The sequence below is a fragment of the Aestuariivivens insulae genome (assembly GCF_022662195.1).
Classification (GTDB): Bacteria; Bacteroidota; Bacteroidia; order Flavobacteriales; family Flavobacteriaceae; genus Aestuariivivens; species Aestuariivivens insulae.
The window spans coordinates 426,853-443,544 of sequence record NZ_JAKMCS010000001.1 but is presented as its reverse complement, the minus strand read 5'-3'; the positions used below and the strand labels follow the sequence as shown (position 1 = coordinate 443,544).

The 16,692-nt window shown below is 37.2% G+C and carries 14 protein-coding genes and 1 tRNA gene; 6 read left to right on the top strand and 9 right to left on the bottom strand.

The features are described 5' to 3' along the window. Window positions 1-105: 105 nt before the first annotated feature. Window positions 106-900, bottom strand: coding sequence for a carboxypeptidase-like regulatory domain-containing protein (locus tag MR062_RS01775; RefSeq protein ID WP_242202335.1), 795 nt, complete (start codon window positions 898-900; stop codon window positions 106-108). Window positions 901-1,008: 108 nt separating this feature from the next. Between MR062_RS01775 and pepE the strand changes: the two genes are divergently transcribed. Next, on the top strand, window positions 1,009-1,716 hold the full coding sequence (gene pepE / locus MR062_RS01770; protein ID WP_242202334.1) for a dipeptidase PepE: 708 nt from the start codon (window positions 1,009-1,011) through the stop codon (window positions 1,714-1,716). Between the two features lie 678 nt (window positions 1,717-2,394). On the opposite strand, the gene MR062_RS01765 is transcribed toward pepE, so the two are convergent. The 3 genes from MR062_RS01765 to MR062_RS01755 all read right to left on the bottom strand — a co-directional run bounded on the left by MR062_RS01765 (window position 2,395) and on the right by MR062_RS01755 (window position 3,668). Continuing rightward, window positions 2,395-2,470: transfer RNA gene (locus MR062_RS01765), tRNA-Gly, on the bottom strand. Between the two features lie 47 nt (window positions 2,471-2,517). After that, on the bottom strand, window positions 2,518-2,940 hold the full coding sequence (locus MR062_RS01760) for a GNAT family N-acetyltransferase (RefSeq protein ID WP_262916797.1): 423 nt from the start codon (window positions 2,938-2,940) through the stop codon (window positions 2,518-2,520). Between the two features lie 332 nt (window positions 2,941-3,272). Further along, entirely contained in the window at window positions 3,273-3,668 is a 396-nt protein-coding gene (locus MR062_RS01755; RefSeq protein ID WP_242202333.1) for an ankyrin repeat domain-containing protein, read from the bottom strand. A 239-nt stretch (window positions 3,669-3,907) separates the two neighbouring features. Here MR062_RS01755 and gpmI point away from each other — a divergent pair, with 239 nt between their 5' ends. The 5 genes from gpmI (at window position 3,908) to MR062_RS01730 (ending at window position 8,322) form a co-directional block, all read left to right on the top strand. Beyond that, window positions 3,908-5,425 (top strand): 2,3-bisphosphoglycerate-independent phosphoglycerate mutase, encoded by a 1,518-nt coding sequence (gpmI, locus tag MR062_RS01750; protein ID WP_242202332.1) that lies wholly within the window; start codon window positions 3,908-3,910, stop codon window positions 5,423-5,425. 41 nt (window positions 5,426-5,466) lie between these two features. Then, window positions 5,467-5,877, top strand: coding sequence for a BT0820 family HAD-type phosphatase (locus tag MR062_RS01745; RefSeq protein ID WP_242202331.1), 411 nt, complete (start codon window positions 5,467-5,469; stop codon window positions 5,875-5,877). A gap of 72 nt (window positions 5,878-5,949) precedes the next feature. Beyond that, a complete protein-coding gene (gene map, locus MR062_RS01740) occupies window positions 5,950-6,768 on the top strand; it encodes a type I methionyl aminopeptidase (RefSeq protein WP_242202330.1) in 819 nt (272 codons plus the stop codon). Window position 6,769: 1 nt separating this feature from the next. Beyond that, window positions 6,770-7,552, top strand: a complete 783-nt coding sequence (locus MR062_RS01735) for a DUF3050 domain-containing protein (RefSeq protein WP_242202329.1) — start codon at window positions 6,770-6,772, stop codon at window positions 7,550-7,552. 5 nt (window positions 7,553-7,557) lie between these two features. Then, window positions 7,558-8,322, top strand: a complete 765-nt coding sequence (locus tag MR062_RS01730) for a class I SAM-dependent methyltransferase (RefSeq protein ID WP_242202328.1) — start codon at window positions 7,558-7,560, stop codon at window positions 8,320-8,322. Window positions 8,323-8,559: 237 nt separating this feature from the next. Here the strand turns inward: MR062_RS01730 and MR062_RS01725 are convergent, their stop codons facing one another. From MR062_RS01725 to MR062_RS01705, 5 genes are all read right to left on the bottom strand, one after another. Next, window positions 8,560-9,462 (bottom strand): FAD:protein FMN transferase, encoded by a 903-nt coding sequence (locus tag MR062_RS01725; RefSeq protein WP_242202327.1) that lies wholly within the window; start codon window positions 9,460-9,462, stop codon window positions 8,560-8,562. Between the two features lie 76 nt (window positions 9,463-9,538). Then, complete coding sequence (locus MR062_RS01720; RefSeq protein WP_242202326.1) at window positions 9,539-9,916, bottom strand: Na(+)-translocating NADH-quinone reductase subunit F; 378 nt, start codon at window positions 9,914-9,916, stop codon at window positions 9,539-9,541. Window positions 9,917-10,153: 237 nt separating this feature from the next. Beyond that, entirely contained in the window at window positions 10,154-11,488 is a 1,335-nt protein-coding gene (gene fucP / locus MR062_RS01715; RefSeq protein ID WP_242202325.1) for an L-fucose:H+ symporter permease, read from the bottom strand. A gap of 29 nt (window positions 11,489-11,517) precedes the next feature. After that, a complete protein-coding gene (locus MR062_RS01710; RefSeq protein ID WP_242202324.1) occupies window positions 11,518-12,861 on the bottom strand; it encodes a DUF1552 domain-containing protein in 1,344 nt (447 codons plus the stop codon). After that, window positions 12,858-16,496, bottom strand: coding sequence for a DUF1592 domain-containing protein (locus MR062_RS01705; protein WP_242202323.1), 3,639 nt, complete (start codon window positions 16,494-16,496; stop codon window positions 12,858-12,860). Before MR062_RS01705 ends, MR062_RS01710 begins: the two co-directional genes overlap by 4 nt. Window positions 16,497-16,692: the final 196 nt, after the last annotated feature.

Here is a 16,692-nt window from a genome sequence, read left to right as displayed (position 1 = left end):
TGCTTATTTTAAACACTAAAGAACGTGCTTAAAATCTTAAATAAAACACAAGGAGTTGATAATAGTTTGTTAAAAATCAAGAAGAAACAAATAAGAATATGTTGTTTAGTCCCCAAGAAACTCAACACTCTTTTTATGAAGTTGCTCTAAAAATTCCATTTCTTTTCCATAGTTAAGCAAGGAATAATCAAAATCTTCAGTCTGAACGAATTGAATGAATTCTTCAACCCTATGTTCCGGAATACTGAAGTTATGGGTTATAAAGTCGGCTCCAAAATAATGCTTAATGGCTTCAATAGGCACCTCTGGAACACCATGAGCTTTTTTGTTGGTAACTTTAGAACGAAATAGAGGTAATAATAATTGGTCGACCACATTAACAATGTTAAGACCATAAATCATGTTTTGGCGTTCGGGGTTCAATACATTGCCCTTGATTTTAGATTTGTAATCGGGCTCAAACTGATTGTCATCCATCGGCCTAAGACCAAAATACAAAGCATCCTGTTTAGGCATAAATGCATTTGCTCTTTCTATATCTGTATTTAAATTCCCCGAAAACTTGTTGCTGGACACGACCACTTCTTCCAATTTACTAATCTCTTCTATTAAAAAAATCTTCATTGTTCGGGATTCTATAATAGCTTTATTAACTTGAAATGTTATATTTTGAAACTGAAGAGCGCTCACTTCAATAATATCATTTAGTTTTACTTTAATGACAAACACGCCATCATCGTCGGTAACCATTCCTGAATTTGAAGATTTGTTAAAAATGGCTATTCCTGAAACGTCATTGCTCTCAGCAATAATTTCACCCTTGACTTCCGTACGCAGGTAGTTCTGGGAAAATATTGACCAAGAGCTAATGAATAACAAAAATAAGATAAAGGTCCTCATGTTGCTTTTTACTGTAAATTACTATTTTAAAATATTATTTATAACAAAATCATAATATTTTTTTTGAAGCCTTTAATGTTTAGTTACTTTTACGATTAAAAGAGAAGCATGAAAAACATTTTAATAGCAAGCACATCTACACTACATGGAAGTGGCTATTTGGAATACATTTTAGATGACCTAAAAGCTCATTTTGAAAACGCTAAAACCATTTTATTTATACCATATGCCAGACCGGGAGGTATCTCGCATGACGATTATACCGCAAAAGCAAATGAGGCTTTTAAAAAAATAGGCAAGTCTGCCATTGGCCTCCACACCTTTGAAAATTCTGTTAAAGCTATAGAAGAAGCCAAAGCTATTTTTACAGGAGGCGGCAACACTTTTGTTTTATTAACCCAATTATACAAACAGCATTTAATTGAACCGCTAAAAGCTTCAATCAACCAAGGCACGCCTTATCTTGGCACTAGTGCTGGAAGTAATATTTGTGGTTTAAATATAAAAACCACAAACGACATGCCTATTGTGTATCCTCCAAATTTTAGTGCCTTAGGTTTGGTGCCTTTCAATATTAATCCCCATTATCTAGATCCAGACCCAAACAGCAAACATATGGGAGAGACACGAGAAACCAGAATAAACGAATTTCACCATTATAACACCACCCCTGTTGTTGGGTTGCGTGAAGGTAGCTGGTTATTGGTAGAAGGAAACAATATTATTCTAAAAGGACAATTAAATGCTCGGGTTTTTGAACACAACAAGCCCCCTTATGAAGTTGACCCCAATACAGATTTAACGCACTTGAAATAACTATTTAAGATTTTGATGATGGAGACTGGAGACTGGAGGCTAAAAATATATTATTAACCTTTTGGACATAAAAAAGGTCCCATCAATTGACAGAACTCTTTGGAGCGGGAGACCGGGTTCACCTCGACTGCTCGGCACAGGCTTCTCACCCTAGCTCCGCCAATTCCACAAAACTTTCGGGCAAAAAAAAAGCTCCATCTTTAAATGAAGCTTCTGGAGCGGGAGACCGGGTTCACCTCGTCTGAACTCGGCACAGGCTTCTCACCCTAGCTCCGCCAATTCCACAAAACTTTCGGGTAAAAAAAAAGCTCCATCTTTAAATGAAGCTTCTGGAGCGGGAGACCGGGTTCACCTCTTCTGAACTCGGCACAGGCTTCTCACCCTAGCTCCGCCAATTCCACAAAACTTTCGGGTAAAAAAAAAGCTCCATCTTTAAATGAAGCTTCTGGAGCGGGAGACCGGGTTCACCTCGTCTGAACTCGGCACAGGCTTCTCACCCTAGCTCCGCCAATTCCACAAAACTTTCGGGCATAAAAAAAGTTCCATCAATTGACAGAACTCTTTGGAGCGGGAGACCGGGTTCACCTCGACTGCTCGGCACAGGCTTCTCACCCTAGCTCCGCCAATTCCACAAAACTTTCGGGCAAAAAAAAAAGCTCCATCTTTAAATGAAGCTTCTGGAGCGGGAGACCGGGTTCGAACCGGCGACATTCAGCTTGGAAGGCTGACGCTCTACCAACTGAGCTACTCCCGCATTGTGCCTGCAAATATATAATCAATTTTATTTTCCACAAGAAAAAATTAAAGCTTTTTTAAAAAGTGGTATCCTAATATTATAAAACCTTCATTGTAGTAAAATTTATGGGAGTCGTAATTAGACACATAGGTATTCAATTCAACGGCCTCGTACCCTTTATTGGAAACATAATCATATATCCAATTAAAAAACTGCTTCCCTAAACCCTTGCCCCTATATGCTTCTTCAATATACACATGATCGGGTTCCACACTCCTACCCGAGTAATGCCGGGTACAAAACCACAAGCCGCAAACACCTATTAATTTGTCACCATCATATATTACAGCACACTCGTAATTTTGGTCTTTCATTTCTAAAAAGCGCTGTTCTAACAACTCATAAGACACTTTTTCATTGTTTAGCTTATAAACCAAGGGAACAACAAGGCTAATATCTTCTTTTTCTATAATTTTAAATTGAAACATTATTTTTATCTATTTAGCAATGATCTATTAAGATAAACCGTGTTTGTAATACAAGAGGAGCATAAACAAAGTAACATTATTTTTTCATAATTTTAATTACAATCTTAAAAAATCATGAGAAGGCGAAATCTATAGGTTAGTTGATAATTGGGGAACCATGCCTCTATTTTTGTCTTTAAAAAATCTAGTCAACAAAAAACAAATCCCAATGCTGGCAAGTATAAGTCATTACCATAATACTAGACAAGAAATTAAAAAGTCAAAAAAAAAGCCCTAATAAAAGGGCTTTTAAAGAGTGACTAGCTCTAAAATAATTATAACTTAGTTGTTAATTATTTTTCCTTCTTAGACATAGCTTCTTTTAAAATAGCATGAGCTTCTTTAGCTTTATGAATCTCGGCATATTTTATAGCAGTCATACCTTTATCTGATTTCGCTTTTAACTTAGCGCCATTTTCTATTAAAAGTTTTAATATTTCAGTTCTATTGAACTTAGCTGCATACATTACAGGGGTCATTCCATTAGATTTAGCATTGACATCCGCACCTAAATTAATGAGTTTTCTTACGGTTTCAATATCGCCTTTGGCTATTGAAACACAAAAAGGGCTTACTTTAAAAACAGTTGTTTTTGTGTAGTTATCAAAATTAGCGTTAACAGATTTGGCATTTGCAGTGACTACCGCAAAACATAATGCCATAGCGGAAATGATGAATGTTTTTTTCATGATGAAAGAATTTAATTTGATTAATGATTCGTTTTTTGATATACTAAAGAGACGACATGTTTTTTAATTTGTTACACAAAAAAATATTAAATAACATTTTTTTAACGTTTCTTTTAACACGCACCGCCATTTGTTGAAGATTTCTAAAAAAATCCTAAAACCACCTTATTTACAAGGGTTTTCAAAGCATATCTCTGTATACTTTGCTATCTTTGTGAGGTCAAAAAACTACATCTAAAATGAACAAAAAAGTTATCCTTATGATACTTGATGGATGGGGACATTCTCCAGACCCTAAGGTATCTGCAATAGACCATGCCAATACACCTTTTATAGATTCTTTGTACAAAAACTATCCTTCCGCACAGTTAAGGACCGATGGTTTAAACGTAGGACTTCCCGATGGCCAAATGGGCAATAGTGAAGTAGGACATATGAATCTTGGTGCCGGACGTATAGTATATCAAGATTTAGTTAAGGTTAATCTAGCGGTTGAAAACAAAAGCCTGAACAAAGAACAAACTCTGGTTAATGCTTTTAAATATGCTAAGGACAACAATAAAAATGTTCACTTTTTAGGTCTTTTAAGTGATGGTGGTGTACATTCGCACATTAACCATTTATTAGGGCTAATAGATGCTGCTAACAACTATGGTTTAGAAAACACCTTTGTGCACGCCTTTACCGATGGGCGAGATGTTAGCCCAACATCTGGTAGCGGATTTGTGGCCCAATTACAGGACCACATAAAAAACAACAATACTAAACTAGCCAGTATAACTGGGCGCTATTATGCCATGGATAGGGACAAACGCTGGGAGCGTGTAAAGCTAGCCTATGATGCTGTTGTTAATGGTTTAGGCGATAAATCTACTGACGCCATTACTTCTATTGAAGATAGCTATAAAAATGATGTAACCGATGAGTTCATCAAACCTATCATTATGGTTGATGAAAACAACGAACCCATAGCTAAAGTGAAAGATGGTGATGTTATTATATTTTTCAATTTTAGAACAGACAGAGGGCGCGAGCTAACCGAAGCTTTATCACAAAAGGATTTCCACGAATACAATATGCACAAACTCAATTTGCATTATGTAACCTTGACCAATTACGATGACAGTTACGAAAACGTAAATGTTATTTTTAACAAGGATAATTTAACCGAAACTTTGGGAGAAGTTTTAGAGAAGCACGACAAAAAGCAAATCAGGATAGCCGAAACCGAAAAATACCCCCACGTTACCTTTTTCTTTTCTGGTGGAAGGGAAATACCTTTTAATGGCGAAACCCGTATTTTAAGAAATTCGCCTAAAGTAGCAACTTACGATTTACAACCAGAAATGAGTGCTTACGAATTGCGGGATGCCTTAGTACCAGAACTACAAAAAGGAGATGTTGATTTTGTTTGTCTGAATTTCGCTAATGGCGATATGGTTGGACATACCGGAGTTATGGAAGCTGCCATTAAGGCTTGTGAAGCTGTAGACGCCTGTGTGAAAGATGTAGTTACAGCTGCATTGGATAATGGTTACACCACATTATTAATTGCCGATCATGGCAATTGTGAAACTATGGTAAATCCCGATGGTTCACCACATACGGCACATACCACCAATCCCGTTCCGGTTATTTTAATAGATAGCGAGTTAAAATCTATTGAAGACGGCATTTTAGGCGATATGGCTCCAACCATACTTAAACTTATGGGTATAGCACAGCCAGAAGCCATGACCAGACACGCATTAGTTTAAAAAATTGTAGCTTTACATACCCAGTAAAAAGCTTCAGTTTTATGAATTTTAATCAGTCACTGATTATAGCAGTAGATTTTGACGGTACCATAGTAGAAGATGCCTACCCCAAAATAGGCAAGCCCATACTGTTTGCTTTTGAAACTTTAAAAAAACTTCAAGAAAAAGGGCACCGGTTAATACTATGGAGCTACCGTTCTGGAAAACGATTGGACGAAGCAGTGTCGTTTTGTAATAAGCATGGCATTAGTTTTTATGCAGTTAACAAGAGTTTTCCAGAGGAACAGTCTATTGAGGGCCAAAGCAGAAAAATTCATGCCGATATCTTTATAGACGACCGTAATATTGGAGGGTTTATCGGTTGGGGGAAAGTGTACCAATTGCTCATTGATTCTGAAAATCCGCTAACTCACAAACCAAATAAAAAACGCTTTTTAGACTTTTTTAGGTAATCTATATTTACTTCAAAGGTTAAAAATTTAAAAACCTTTATTTTAAGTATCTTTGCCATTATTTTTTAACAGATGATTGTAGTAAAAACAAAGGAAGAAATAGAATTGATGCGCGAAAGTGCATTGATCGTATCAAAAACTTTAGGGGTATTGGCCAAAGCAATACAACCTGGTGTAACCACACTCGAACTTGATAAAATAGCGGAAGAGCATATACGTGACCATGGTGCCGTACCCGGATTTTTGGGACTTTACGATTTCCCAAATACACTTTGCATGAGCCCAAACTCTCAAGTAGTACATGGTATCCCTAACAATGAACCTTTAAAAGAAGGCGACATTATTTCCATAGACTGTGGCGCCTTAAAAAATGGCTTTTATGGTGACCATGCTTATACCTTTGCTGTTGGTGAGATTGACGCTGAGACCGAAAAATTATTACAGGTCACTAAAGAGTCTCTTTATGTAGGCATTAGGGAGTTTAAAAAGAACAATCGTGTTGGCGATGTTGGCTTTGCCATTCAAAAATACTGTGAAGACCATGGCTATGGTGTAGTACGCGAATTGGTAGGCCATGGATTGGGCAAAGAAATGCACGAAGATCCAGAAATGCCCAATTATGGTAAACGCGGTAAGGGCAAAAAGTTTATTGAAGGTATGGTTGTTGCCATCGAGCCCATGATAAATATGGGTACACAACGTATTAAGCAACATAGGGATGGTTGGACCATTACCACATTAGACAATAAGCCAAGTGCTCATTTTGAACACGATGTAGCCTTAGTAGATGGTAAGCCCGAATTACTTTCTACCTTTGCCTATATTTATGAAGCTTTGGGTATTGAAAGCAATGAAGAGGAAGAATTTAGACAAAAAGCATTAGTTCTGTAGAATGAACCATATTCAGCGTATTGAAGAAGCACTGGAGCCTTTAAGGGTTCGGTTAAACCATCATAAATTATACAGCACTCTAGATTCCATAAACGATGTTAAAATCTTTATGGAGCAACACGTCTTTGCGGTTTGGGATTTTATGTCGCTATTAAAATCGCTTCAAAACCAATTAACAACTACAACTCTACCATGGGTACCAGTTGTTAATCCTGCAACTTCAAGGTTTATCAACGAGATTGTGTTAGGCGAAGAAAGCGATGTTAACGAACTTGGTGAGCCTAAAAGCCATTACGAAATGTATTTAGACGCCATGCTTCAGGTAGGTGCCAACACCAAACAAATTAACACTTTTATTAATCACATAAAAGAAGGGCTTTCTATTACCGATGCTGGTTTAAAAGCGGAACTTGAAGCTGAAACATTAAACTTTATTCAGTTTTCTTTTGATGTGATTGCCACAAAGAAACCTCACGTTATTGCATCTGCTTTTACATTTGGTCGTGAAGACGTTATTCCAGATATGTTCTTTCAAATCATTAATCAGTCTAAAACAGAAAGCAATACTTTTAGTAAATTAATATACTATTTAAAGCGACATATTGAATTGGATGGAGACGAGCATGGTCCGTTATCTTTAAAAATGATTGAAGAATTATGTAAAGATGATGTTAACAAATGGGAAGAAGCCCTAACAACAGCAAAACAAGCATTACAACATCGCATTTCCCTTTGGGACAGTATTGCCAGACGCATTCAAAAGAACACCTTGGTTGAAGCATAACGCATTTGAAAACAGTTTTTAAAATAATCCTGAACATTATTCCCCGCCCCCTATTAATTAGGTTAAGCTATATTATTCGTCCAATATTAGCTTTCTTTTTAAAGGGCAAAACCTTTACCGACCCCATCGATGGTAAAAGCTTTAGTACCTTTTTGCCCTATGGTTATGGCACACAGCGTAACAATGTATTATCTCCTTCAACATTGTCTTTAGAGCGCCACAGGCTATTATGGCTGTATTTAAAAAATGAAACCAATTTTTTCACCGAAAACTTAAAGGTTTTGCACTTTGCACCAGAGCAATGCTTTTTAAAACAATTTAAATCCTTAAAAAAATTAAACTATACCACAACCGATTTACTATCCCCCATAGCCGATGTTAAAGCCGACATTTGCAACCTCCCCTTTAAGGACAATAGCTTTGATGTTATTTTGTGTAATCACGTATTAGAACATATCCCAGATGACACTAAAGCCATGGAAGAGTTATACCGTGTTATGAAACCTGGAGGTTGGGGTGTTTTTCAAATTCCACAGGATTTAAACCGAAAAACAACTTTTGAAGACGATACCATCACCGATAAAAAAGAACGGGCCCTCATTTTTGGACAGTATGACCATGTGCGCGTTTATGGTCGTGATTATTTTGATAAACTTCGCTCCATTGGTTTTAAAGTAGATGAAGTAGATTATACTGCAACAATGACGGATGAAACCATTTCAACATTCTGTTTGGCTAAGGGTGAGATAATTCCCGTGGTATTTAAATAACCCTAACAATTTCGAGTGAATTTTACGATTGAAATGAGTAAAAATTGTACTTCGACTCAGCTCAGTAGAACTATCGAGAAAAAGAATTTTAGCCTTTGAAATAGTTCTCGATACGTCCCGCCTTTGGCGGACACTCGAACTGACATCTTTGGAATTAGTTTTACCCAAAATACACAACGGGTTAAATTAACCTTACATTTTATAGCAGACTTCAGAACAAGCCAAGTTTAACAAGCATTAATTATCTGGAAAACCATTCAAGGAAAGCTTTTCCAATGCTTTGTTGTTATTCTGAAAAATTAAAAACACCTGAAGCTCCGGGTGGGATTTTAAAAACGTTGTAACCTTTTCAATCCCCATGGTTTTGAAAGCTGTCGCATAGGCATCGGCAGTCATACAATCATCTGCAATAACCGAAATACTCAACAAACTGGTTTTACTGGGATAACCTGTTTTAGTATCTATAATGTGCGCATAACGGTTTCCATGTTCATCAACTTTAAATTTCCTGTACGTTCCAGAGGTTGCCATAGCCTTATCACTAAGAGCAATCACTTTATTAATAGATTGTGTCCCATCAAAATTTGGATTCTCCACGCCCACTTTCCATGCCTGTCCTTTTTCAATATTGATACCGTTTGCTTTTAGCTCCCCTCCAATATCTACTAAATGATTATCGACGCCTTTACTGCTTAAAAAACCAGAAATAACATCAACAGCATAACCTTTTGCTATGGCATTGAAATCTATAAAAGTCTGTTGGGGTTTTATAATACGATTACCTTCTAATTTTACCCTGTCCAATCCTACCGAAAGCATCAAACTATCAATTTTAAGGCTATCTAAGTTTACTATTTTTCCCTCTGGCCCAAAATCCCAAGCATTGACCACAGCACCAATAGTAGGATCGAAAGCGCCATGGGTTGCCTTATATATTGCTTTTGAAGTATTGAATACATTTACAAAATGCTCATCAACGGTATTCGCTTCATTCCGGTTTAATTTAGTAATATCGGAATTCACTTGATAGGTAGACATCGATTTATTGATAGCGTAGAACAAGCTGTCAAACTGTTTTTGATAATCCTCTTCAGCATTATAAATTACGCGATAATAGGTTCCAAAAACCGACCCCTGCAACAGGGTATTTTTAACAGGTTGATTACACGAAAAACAACATATTACTATGCATAAAGCAATAATAAATCGATACATATTAATTCAAATTAGTCTCTACCACTTGTATACCATTATATTCCAACAGATAATCTTCATTTAAGTATATAGGTAGTTTCTTTCCATTTATATTTCCTAAGCCAACGCCAGCATACAATACTTTGGCATTTTTCTCCCTAGCATGTTTTTTAAAGGTCTCCATCCAAACCAAATCATAATTATTAGGGTCATCAGGTAAAATAACCGCCCTAACTATCACAAAATAATATTGATTGTTCTTATCGATGCAGACAAATTGGGGATGCTTTTTTAGCTGACTGTTCACCGCAATAAATTCAAAACCACGTTCTTCTAAATCTTTTCCCACGTGGTTCATGGCTAAGTTATGCAACTCTTGTTCGGTAAGTGGTTTGCTCATAAAGCAAAATTACCACATAAATTTTTTGAATTAAAATTTAGGCACCATATATTTTAAAATGCTACGAACGGCTATTTATGCTAGTCTTAACTTCTATTATTCCCCAATACAAATAATCTCTTTTAGGGGCTTCACCTTAACAACATTAGTGCCTTCTTATTTTCAAAAAATCAATCCCACACAAAGGAGTAGCAGAAAAGCTAAGCTTTTATATGTTTCAATACTTTAAACAAAACATTATGCTTCTATTTTAATATCGGTTGTCTTTATAGTACTGTAACCATAATACCCTACAAAAGCCAAGCAAAGGGCAGGCAAAATAAAGGAAAAATTAACTTCAGGAATATACCCTAACAAATTTAAATCGGCTAAACCATCACCACCCCAATCCAAAACTGCTGCCTGGACTATTGGCATTAATGCACCTCCAACAATGGCCATAACCAAGCCTGCCGATGCTATTTTAGCTTCTTCACCCATATTTTTTAGAGCGATGCCGTAAATTGTTGGAAACATTATGGACATGAATACTGAAATGGCAACTAAAGAAATTAAGCCCATCATACCTGGTAGTACAATAGCTCCAATGCTTGCAATAGCCCCACCAGAGCCAAAGATCATTAAAATTCTTGAAGGATTTATTCTTTTCATCAAACCAGTACCTATCCAACGTCCGCTTAAGAATAATATCATTGCAGCAATATTATAATTTGTTGCTGTTAAATTCCAACCAGTGCTTTCGTTTAAATTATCGACATAATGAAAAATGTATGTCCAGCACATAATTTGGGACCCTACGCAAGCTGCCTGTGCCAAAATACCTTTTAAATATATTTTGTTAGCGAGTACCTTTTTAAAAGAAAGCGACAGCGACATTTTATCTTCAACGGGTGTTTTTGGTATTTTGGTAAATAAAATGATAGTCATTATTATTAAAACCAATACTCCCAAACTTAAATAAGGCACACTAATAACGCTCAAATCGTTTTCACGAATAGCCGCCAATTCACCAGAAGATAACGCATTGTACGCTGTTGTGGTATAATCGTCTGAACGCAAGGCGGCCAAAACAAACACCTGTGCAATGATCATCCCAGTTAGCGATCCTACCGGATTAAAAGCCTGAGATAAATTTAAACGCTGTGTTGCAGTTCTTTTATCGCCTAGCACAAGAATTAAAGGGTTAGCTGTTGTCTCCAAAAAAGCCAAGCCACATGTAATGACCCATAAAGAAATTAAAAAGTAATTATATTCTTCATATAATGCTGCAGGGTAGAACAAAAAGGCTCCAGTAGCGTAAAGTATCAAACCTAAAAGAATTCCAGATTTATAACTAAACCGCCTTATAAATAAGGCCGCAGGCAAAGCCATAAAAAAATACCCAAAATAAAAAGCAAACTGCACTAAAGATGCCTGGATATTGGATAGTTCTGGCATTACTTTTTTAAATGCCGATACCATTGGATTGGTTAAGTCGTTAGCAATTCCCCATAAAGCAAAAAGGGATGTTATTATTATGAAAGGAAACATTAGTTCCTTACTCACAATAGAAGGCTTAGTTTGGTTACTCATGAAAGTTGGTTATATTAAAACTATGATTATTAAAGAATTGAGGGTAATGGCCCTGTACTGTCTGAAAACTGCTCGGTAGGGACATCTACTTTATTAAGCATGCTCACAAAAAGATTGGACATGGGGGTATGCTTTTCATCAAACTTGGTATAGCTACCATGTTTAACACCCAAATTATTACCTCCGGCCAAAATAAGCGGGCAATTCCTGGCATTATGTGTAGAACTACAGGCGCTTCCATATAGGATGAGTGTATTGTCCAACAGGGAACCGTGTTCATCTGTTGTGCTTTTCATCTTATCTATAAAATAGGCCAGTTGTTTTGTAAGCCATTGATCGTAACGCCCCCATTCTGCCCAGTGACCTCTGGTTTTATCGTGTGAGATTCCGTGATGCCCCTTTAGTCCCAGTGCGATCTTTGGAAAATTATCCCCAAAGCCCATGCCGTCCTCTCTGGCTAACATATAACTAATTACCCTGGTTGCATCTGTTTGGAAACCAAGAACTATTAAATCCATCATGGATCTTATATAGTCTTGCGGTGCAGATACGGGATCAACATCCAAATTGATTAGACTGGCATCAAAGTCTTTCATGGGCACATCCAGCCAGCGTTCATTTCTCTTTAGTTGTTCTTCAACCTGGTTTAACGATGTTAAATATTCGTCGAGCTTTGCTTTGTCGTTAGCCCCCAATCGATGCTGGAGCTTTTTACTGTCTTCTAAAACAAGATCAACAATTTTTTTCCCTTGGTGCAAACTTTTTCGGCGTTCGTTAGTAGAACTTGCTCCATTAGGTGAAAAGTAGCGTTCAAAGATTTCGCGTTGTCTATGCTCTGATGGAATAGGCCTTCCAGAGGAATTAAAAGATAAGGTCGATACTCTCGATTTATAGCCTACACCACCATCTGTTGATAGAGACAAGGATGGGAAACGCGTGTAACGCCCTAACTTTTTAGCGGCCACCTGATCCACCGAAATATTATTTTTGTACTCTCCTCGTAAATCCCCTCCTGTTAACCAGGTATCTCCTGCGATATGCCCCAATAACTGACGGCTATTAGGATGGCTTAAACCTCCCATAATAGATATATCATTCCTGAATGCTGTTAAAGGCGATAGGGTTTTGGTGAATTTGTAATTAGTTCCCTCTCCCTGTGGAAACCAACTCCAATCGTTGTGATAGGCACTTTCAACTGGCGGTAGAGCCACACCATTTGGAAAATATAGAAAACACAAGCGCTTTGGTGGTTGAGGAGTTACAAATTTTGAAAAACTGCTCATTGCCATACCTTCAAAATAGGGAAGCATACAAGCCACCCCTAAGCCTTTTAAAAAGGTTCTTCGATCTAAATGCCAAGGTTTTTTACTCATAATCCAACTATTTTTTGAAACCAATTGGGTTCTGTTTTATAAAATGACGGACTCAAAACAATTTGAGTTATCACACTTTGAAAACGATAATCGTCATCAATGACTTCCTCCACTATATTATCGATTGCTTCTTGATCGGCAAAACTAACATCACGGCCTATGGCATAGGCATAAAGGTGTTCTACCAGAGCTTTGGTAAAATCGTCCTTTTTCAGTTTTAAAATATAGTCCTTTATGCCACGAACACCTTCAACTTCCGTTCCGTCTGGCAACTTGGACTTAGAGTCTATTGGTTTTCCATTAGAAGATTCCAAACGATACCTTCCAACGGCATCATAGTTTTCAAAAACGACACCATAAGGATCTATTTTGCTATGACAATCTAAACAGGATGTTTTATTTCTATGCAAGAACAATTGTTCCTTCAAAGTCAAATCTTCAAAACCTGGTGTTTCGGGATCTAGCTCAGGCACATTTGGTGGTGGCGGTGGTGGTGTGTCTCCCAATATTTTTTCTTTAAGCCATACGGCCCTTTTTATTGGATGTGCCTGTAAGCCATCTGAATGGCCATTTAAAAACGCCCCTTGCGAAAGCAATCCGCCCCTATGCATTTCCTCGGTTAAATGCACTGGACGAAATGCATTTCCTTGCACGCCTTCTATACCATAAAATTCTGCAAGGTTTTGGTTAAGCATGGCAAAATCTGAATCTATAAAATTCAGAATACTCAAATTATTCTTTAATACATGGCTAATAAACTCATAGGTTTCGTTGGCCATATCTTCCTTTACAAACCTAGTGTAATCTACATATTCATTTACATCGGTATCCATACTCTTATGCCTGTCCAGTCGCAACCATTCAGAGGCAAACGAACGTACCATTCTGGATATTTTGGAATCTTGCACCATACGCTCCACCTGTTCAGGTAATTCATCATGCAAATCACCTTCTGAAGCTAAAGCCATTAGAGTCTCATCTGGAGGGGAGTTCCAAAGGAAGTATGACAAACGGGAAGCTAGAATGAACTGATCGTCCGACTTTTCTTTTTCTGTTTTTTCGGGTTCATAGATATAAATAAAGTTAGGAGAGCACAAAACTGCAACAAGCACTTCCTTCACACCGTCTTCATAACGATCAAAATCATGTTCAACACTCCTCCAAAAATCCATATAGCGATCTAACTCACCTGGTTTAAGTTTACGTCTAAAAGCGCGCTCAATAAATCGGGTTAATACGGCTTCGGTATACAACTCTTTATTTTCCTTAAGCGGGGAGTTAAAGAAAATATTTGTATGACTCTCTGGCGGCCAAACAGAATAATAAGGTGCTTCAAATTCGACCGACTTAATTAATAACGGCGGTCCGTTAAAACGACTATCCTTAACCAAATGGTTATTCCAAAGTCCCAAAGTCAAAATATTTGCCAAGTCCCCGCTTACTTGGGAACTTTCTAGAGGAATTGGCAGGTTTTCCAGTCTACCTTTAAACTCAAACATTTGAGATTCTCCAAAAGGGGCCGTTACTTCTTTGCTTTCCCCAAAGATTTTGTAATCCATCCCATCATCTGTTCTGGAACCAGCAAAAACTTGTATGGATGGATTTACAGATTTATACCGTTGCTCATTCTTTTTTGCTTCATCCTCAAAAGCGGCTTCGGCCAACTCCGCTTCAGATAATGGTGTTAGCACAATACGGCTGAATCCAACAAAGAATTTCCCTCCAATATACCCTTTATGGTCTCCTTCGGACAAATAGATTAGTGTAACGGGAGTAACAATTTGACTGGCATCTTTTTGCTCTTGGTTTATATAAAGACGCTTACTAACCATCCCATTTTTTTTACCCCCCAAAAGATTTATATTATAGGAAGGCATAGCATCGTCTGATGCATAAGGATGCACTAAATCTACTTGATACACCCCGCCCTTTGGTACGTTGTATTCAAAATTAGCCTTAGAAATTGCGGCAACATCTTCGGGCATTAATAAACGATTATCTTTTAATATTAAATTTTCGGTAGGTGTTACATCTTTAGCCGTTATAAAAATGGCTTCGGAAGACTGGGATGCGGGCGTATCTTTTCTTAAATCGATTAATCGTTCGTCTTTGGTTAACCATGAGCTATACCCTCTTGAGGCTTCTACCCTAAACACAAAATCTCCAGACCTTGGAAAATCTTCTTTAACCAACATTTTTAAATTTGGTGAAGGCCCTTGCCATGATTTTGGAGCTACTTCTTTTGCTGGTAATGCAGCGCTTAAAATGATACCTTCGTCTACAACCGCATAACGATTACTTGCAGAGCCCCTCATACCAATTCCTATCTTGTTTTTAAGTACGGTAATAGCATCTTCTGGTTTTGTTGTATCGGCTACAAAGGGAATTCCACGATCATTTAATATTTCTATCTGTAAATCTTTCTTTTTAATCGCCGCGGTTTGGTAGCCCCAGAACTCTGTTCCTGTTTTACCATCTCCAACCTCTTTCCCTATGGTTACCTTATACTTTTTGGTTTCTGGTTTATCTCCAAAAACAATGGCTTTATTTAAAGCTTCACGTGCAATTTTTTGGTAATAGTCTATGTGTAATGACGATGTCTGTAAAATGTTTCCGTTATTACTAAATCCCATTTTAGATTTTCCGTCATCGGGCAATACATCTCCAAAATTAACGGACACCCCTAATAACTCATTTAATGTATGCGTGTATTGCTTTTTTGTCAACCTCCGCATTACACCTTTATCTGCCGTTTGTTTAACAATAGCGGCCTGTTTTAAATTATTGGTCATCCATTCCACCAAAGCTCGACGTTCATCATCTTGCAATTGTGGTTCCTCTTCTGGTGGCATCTCTCCAGAATTTATCATATCTAAAGCTGAATGCCATCCCTCGGCATCTGGCCCATTAATCATATCCCAATGTAAAACATCCAAACGGATGCCTCCTTTTTGTTTATCCTCCCCATGACATTCAAAACAGTATTTTTCCATGACAGGCCTAACCTTAGTCTGATAATGCATGGCCTCCACCGAAGTAGAATCTCCCGAACTATTTAATGCCAAATAGGCTCCGTGATCTGAATCTGAAACTCCTAGAGCAGCTTTCATTCCTGAAGGCATGTGCTTGGTTAAATAGTTTGAACCGTGTGTTAATGAACCCCCATAATGACCGGCCATAGACAATAAAACCACATTGATAAACAGGGAAATTTTATATAGCTTGGTTACACTACTCCCTTGAGTAGATGATTTTTTTCGGCGCAAGGCGAGCAACCAAACACACACTAAAGCCGTAAACCAACCCAACCATTGGTGTTTTTGAAGCATGGCATCGTTGTAATTTCCGCTGTAGGCTAACAAAAACCCAATAATAACCGTTGGAACAATACTTAAAACCGTAAACCAAAGCAAAATATCGCAAGCGGCATCTAAATTTAATTTCGGACGCAGCATCCCTATCACCTCCATTAAGAATAACACCATTAAGGCTCCTATAGGTAAATGTAGAATCAATGGATGAAAACGTCCCAGAAAAAGAAAAAAAGTATTTTCAATTTCTCCAAACAATGGAATAAAAAGCAATCCAATGAGTATAAAAGTAAAAATAATTACGACGGTTAATTTGTGCTTCATAAAACGTCTTATTACTATCTAAATTTTTATCAATAATTAATACACAAAAGATTCTTTTAAAGTACTTTACTGAATCTTAATTAAAAGTTTTCAATTTATAACTTAACGCAACTAAAATCCTCTCAAAATCTTACCAAAACCAATACTATTTTTGCTTTCATAGTGTATCACTTAATATTTCAGCTAAATCAATCAA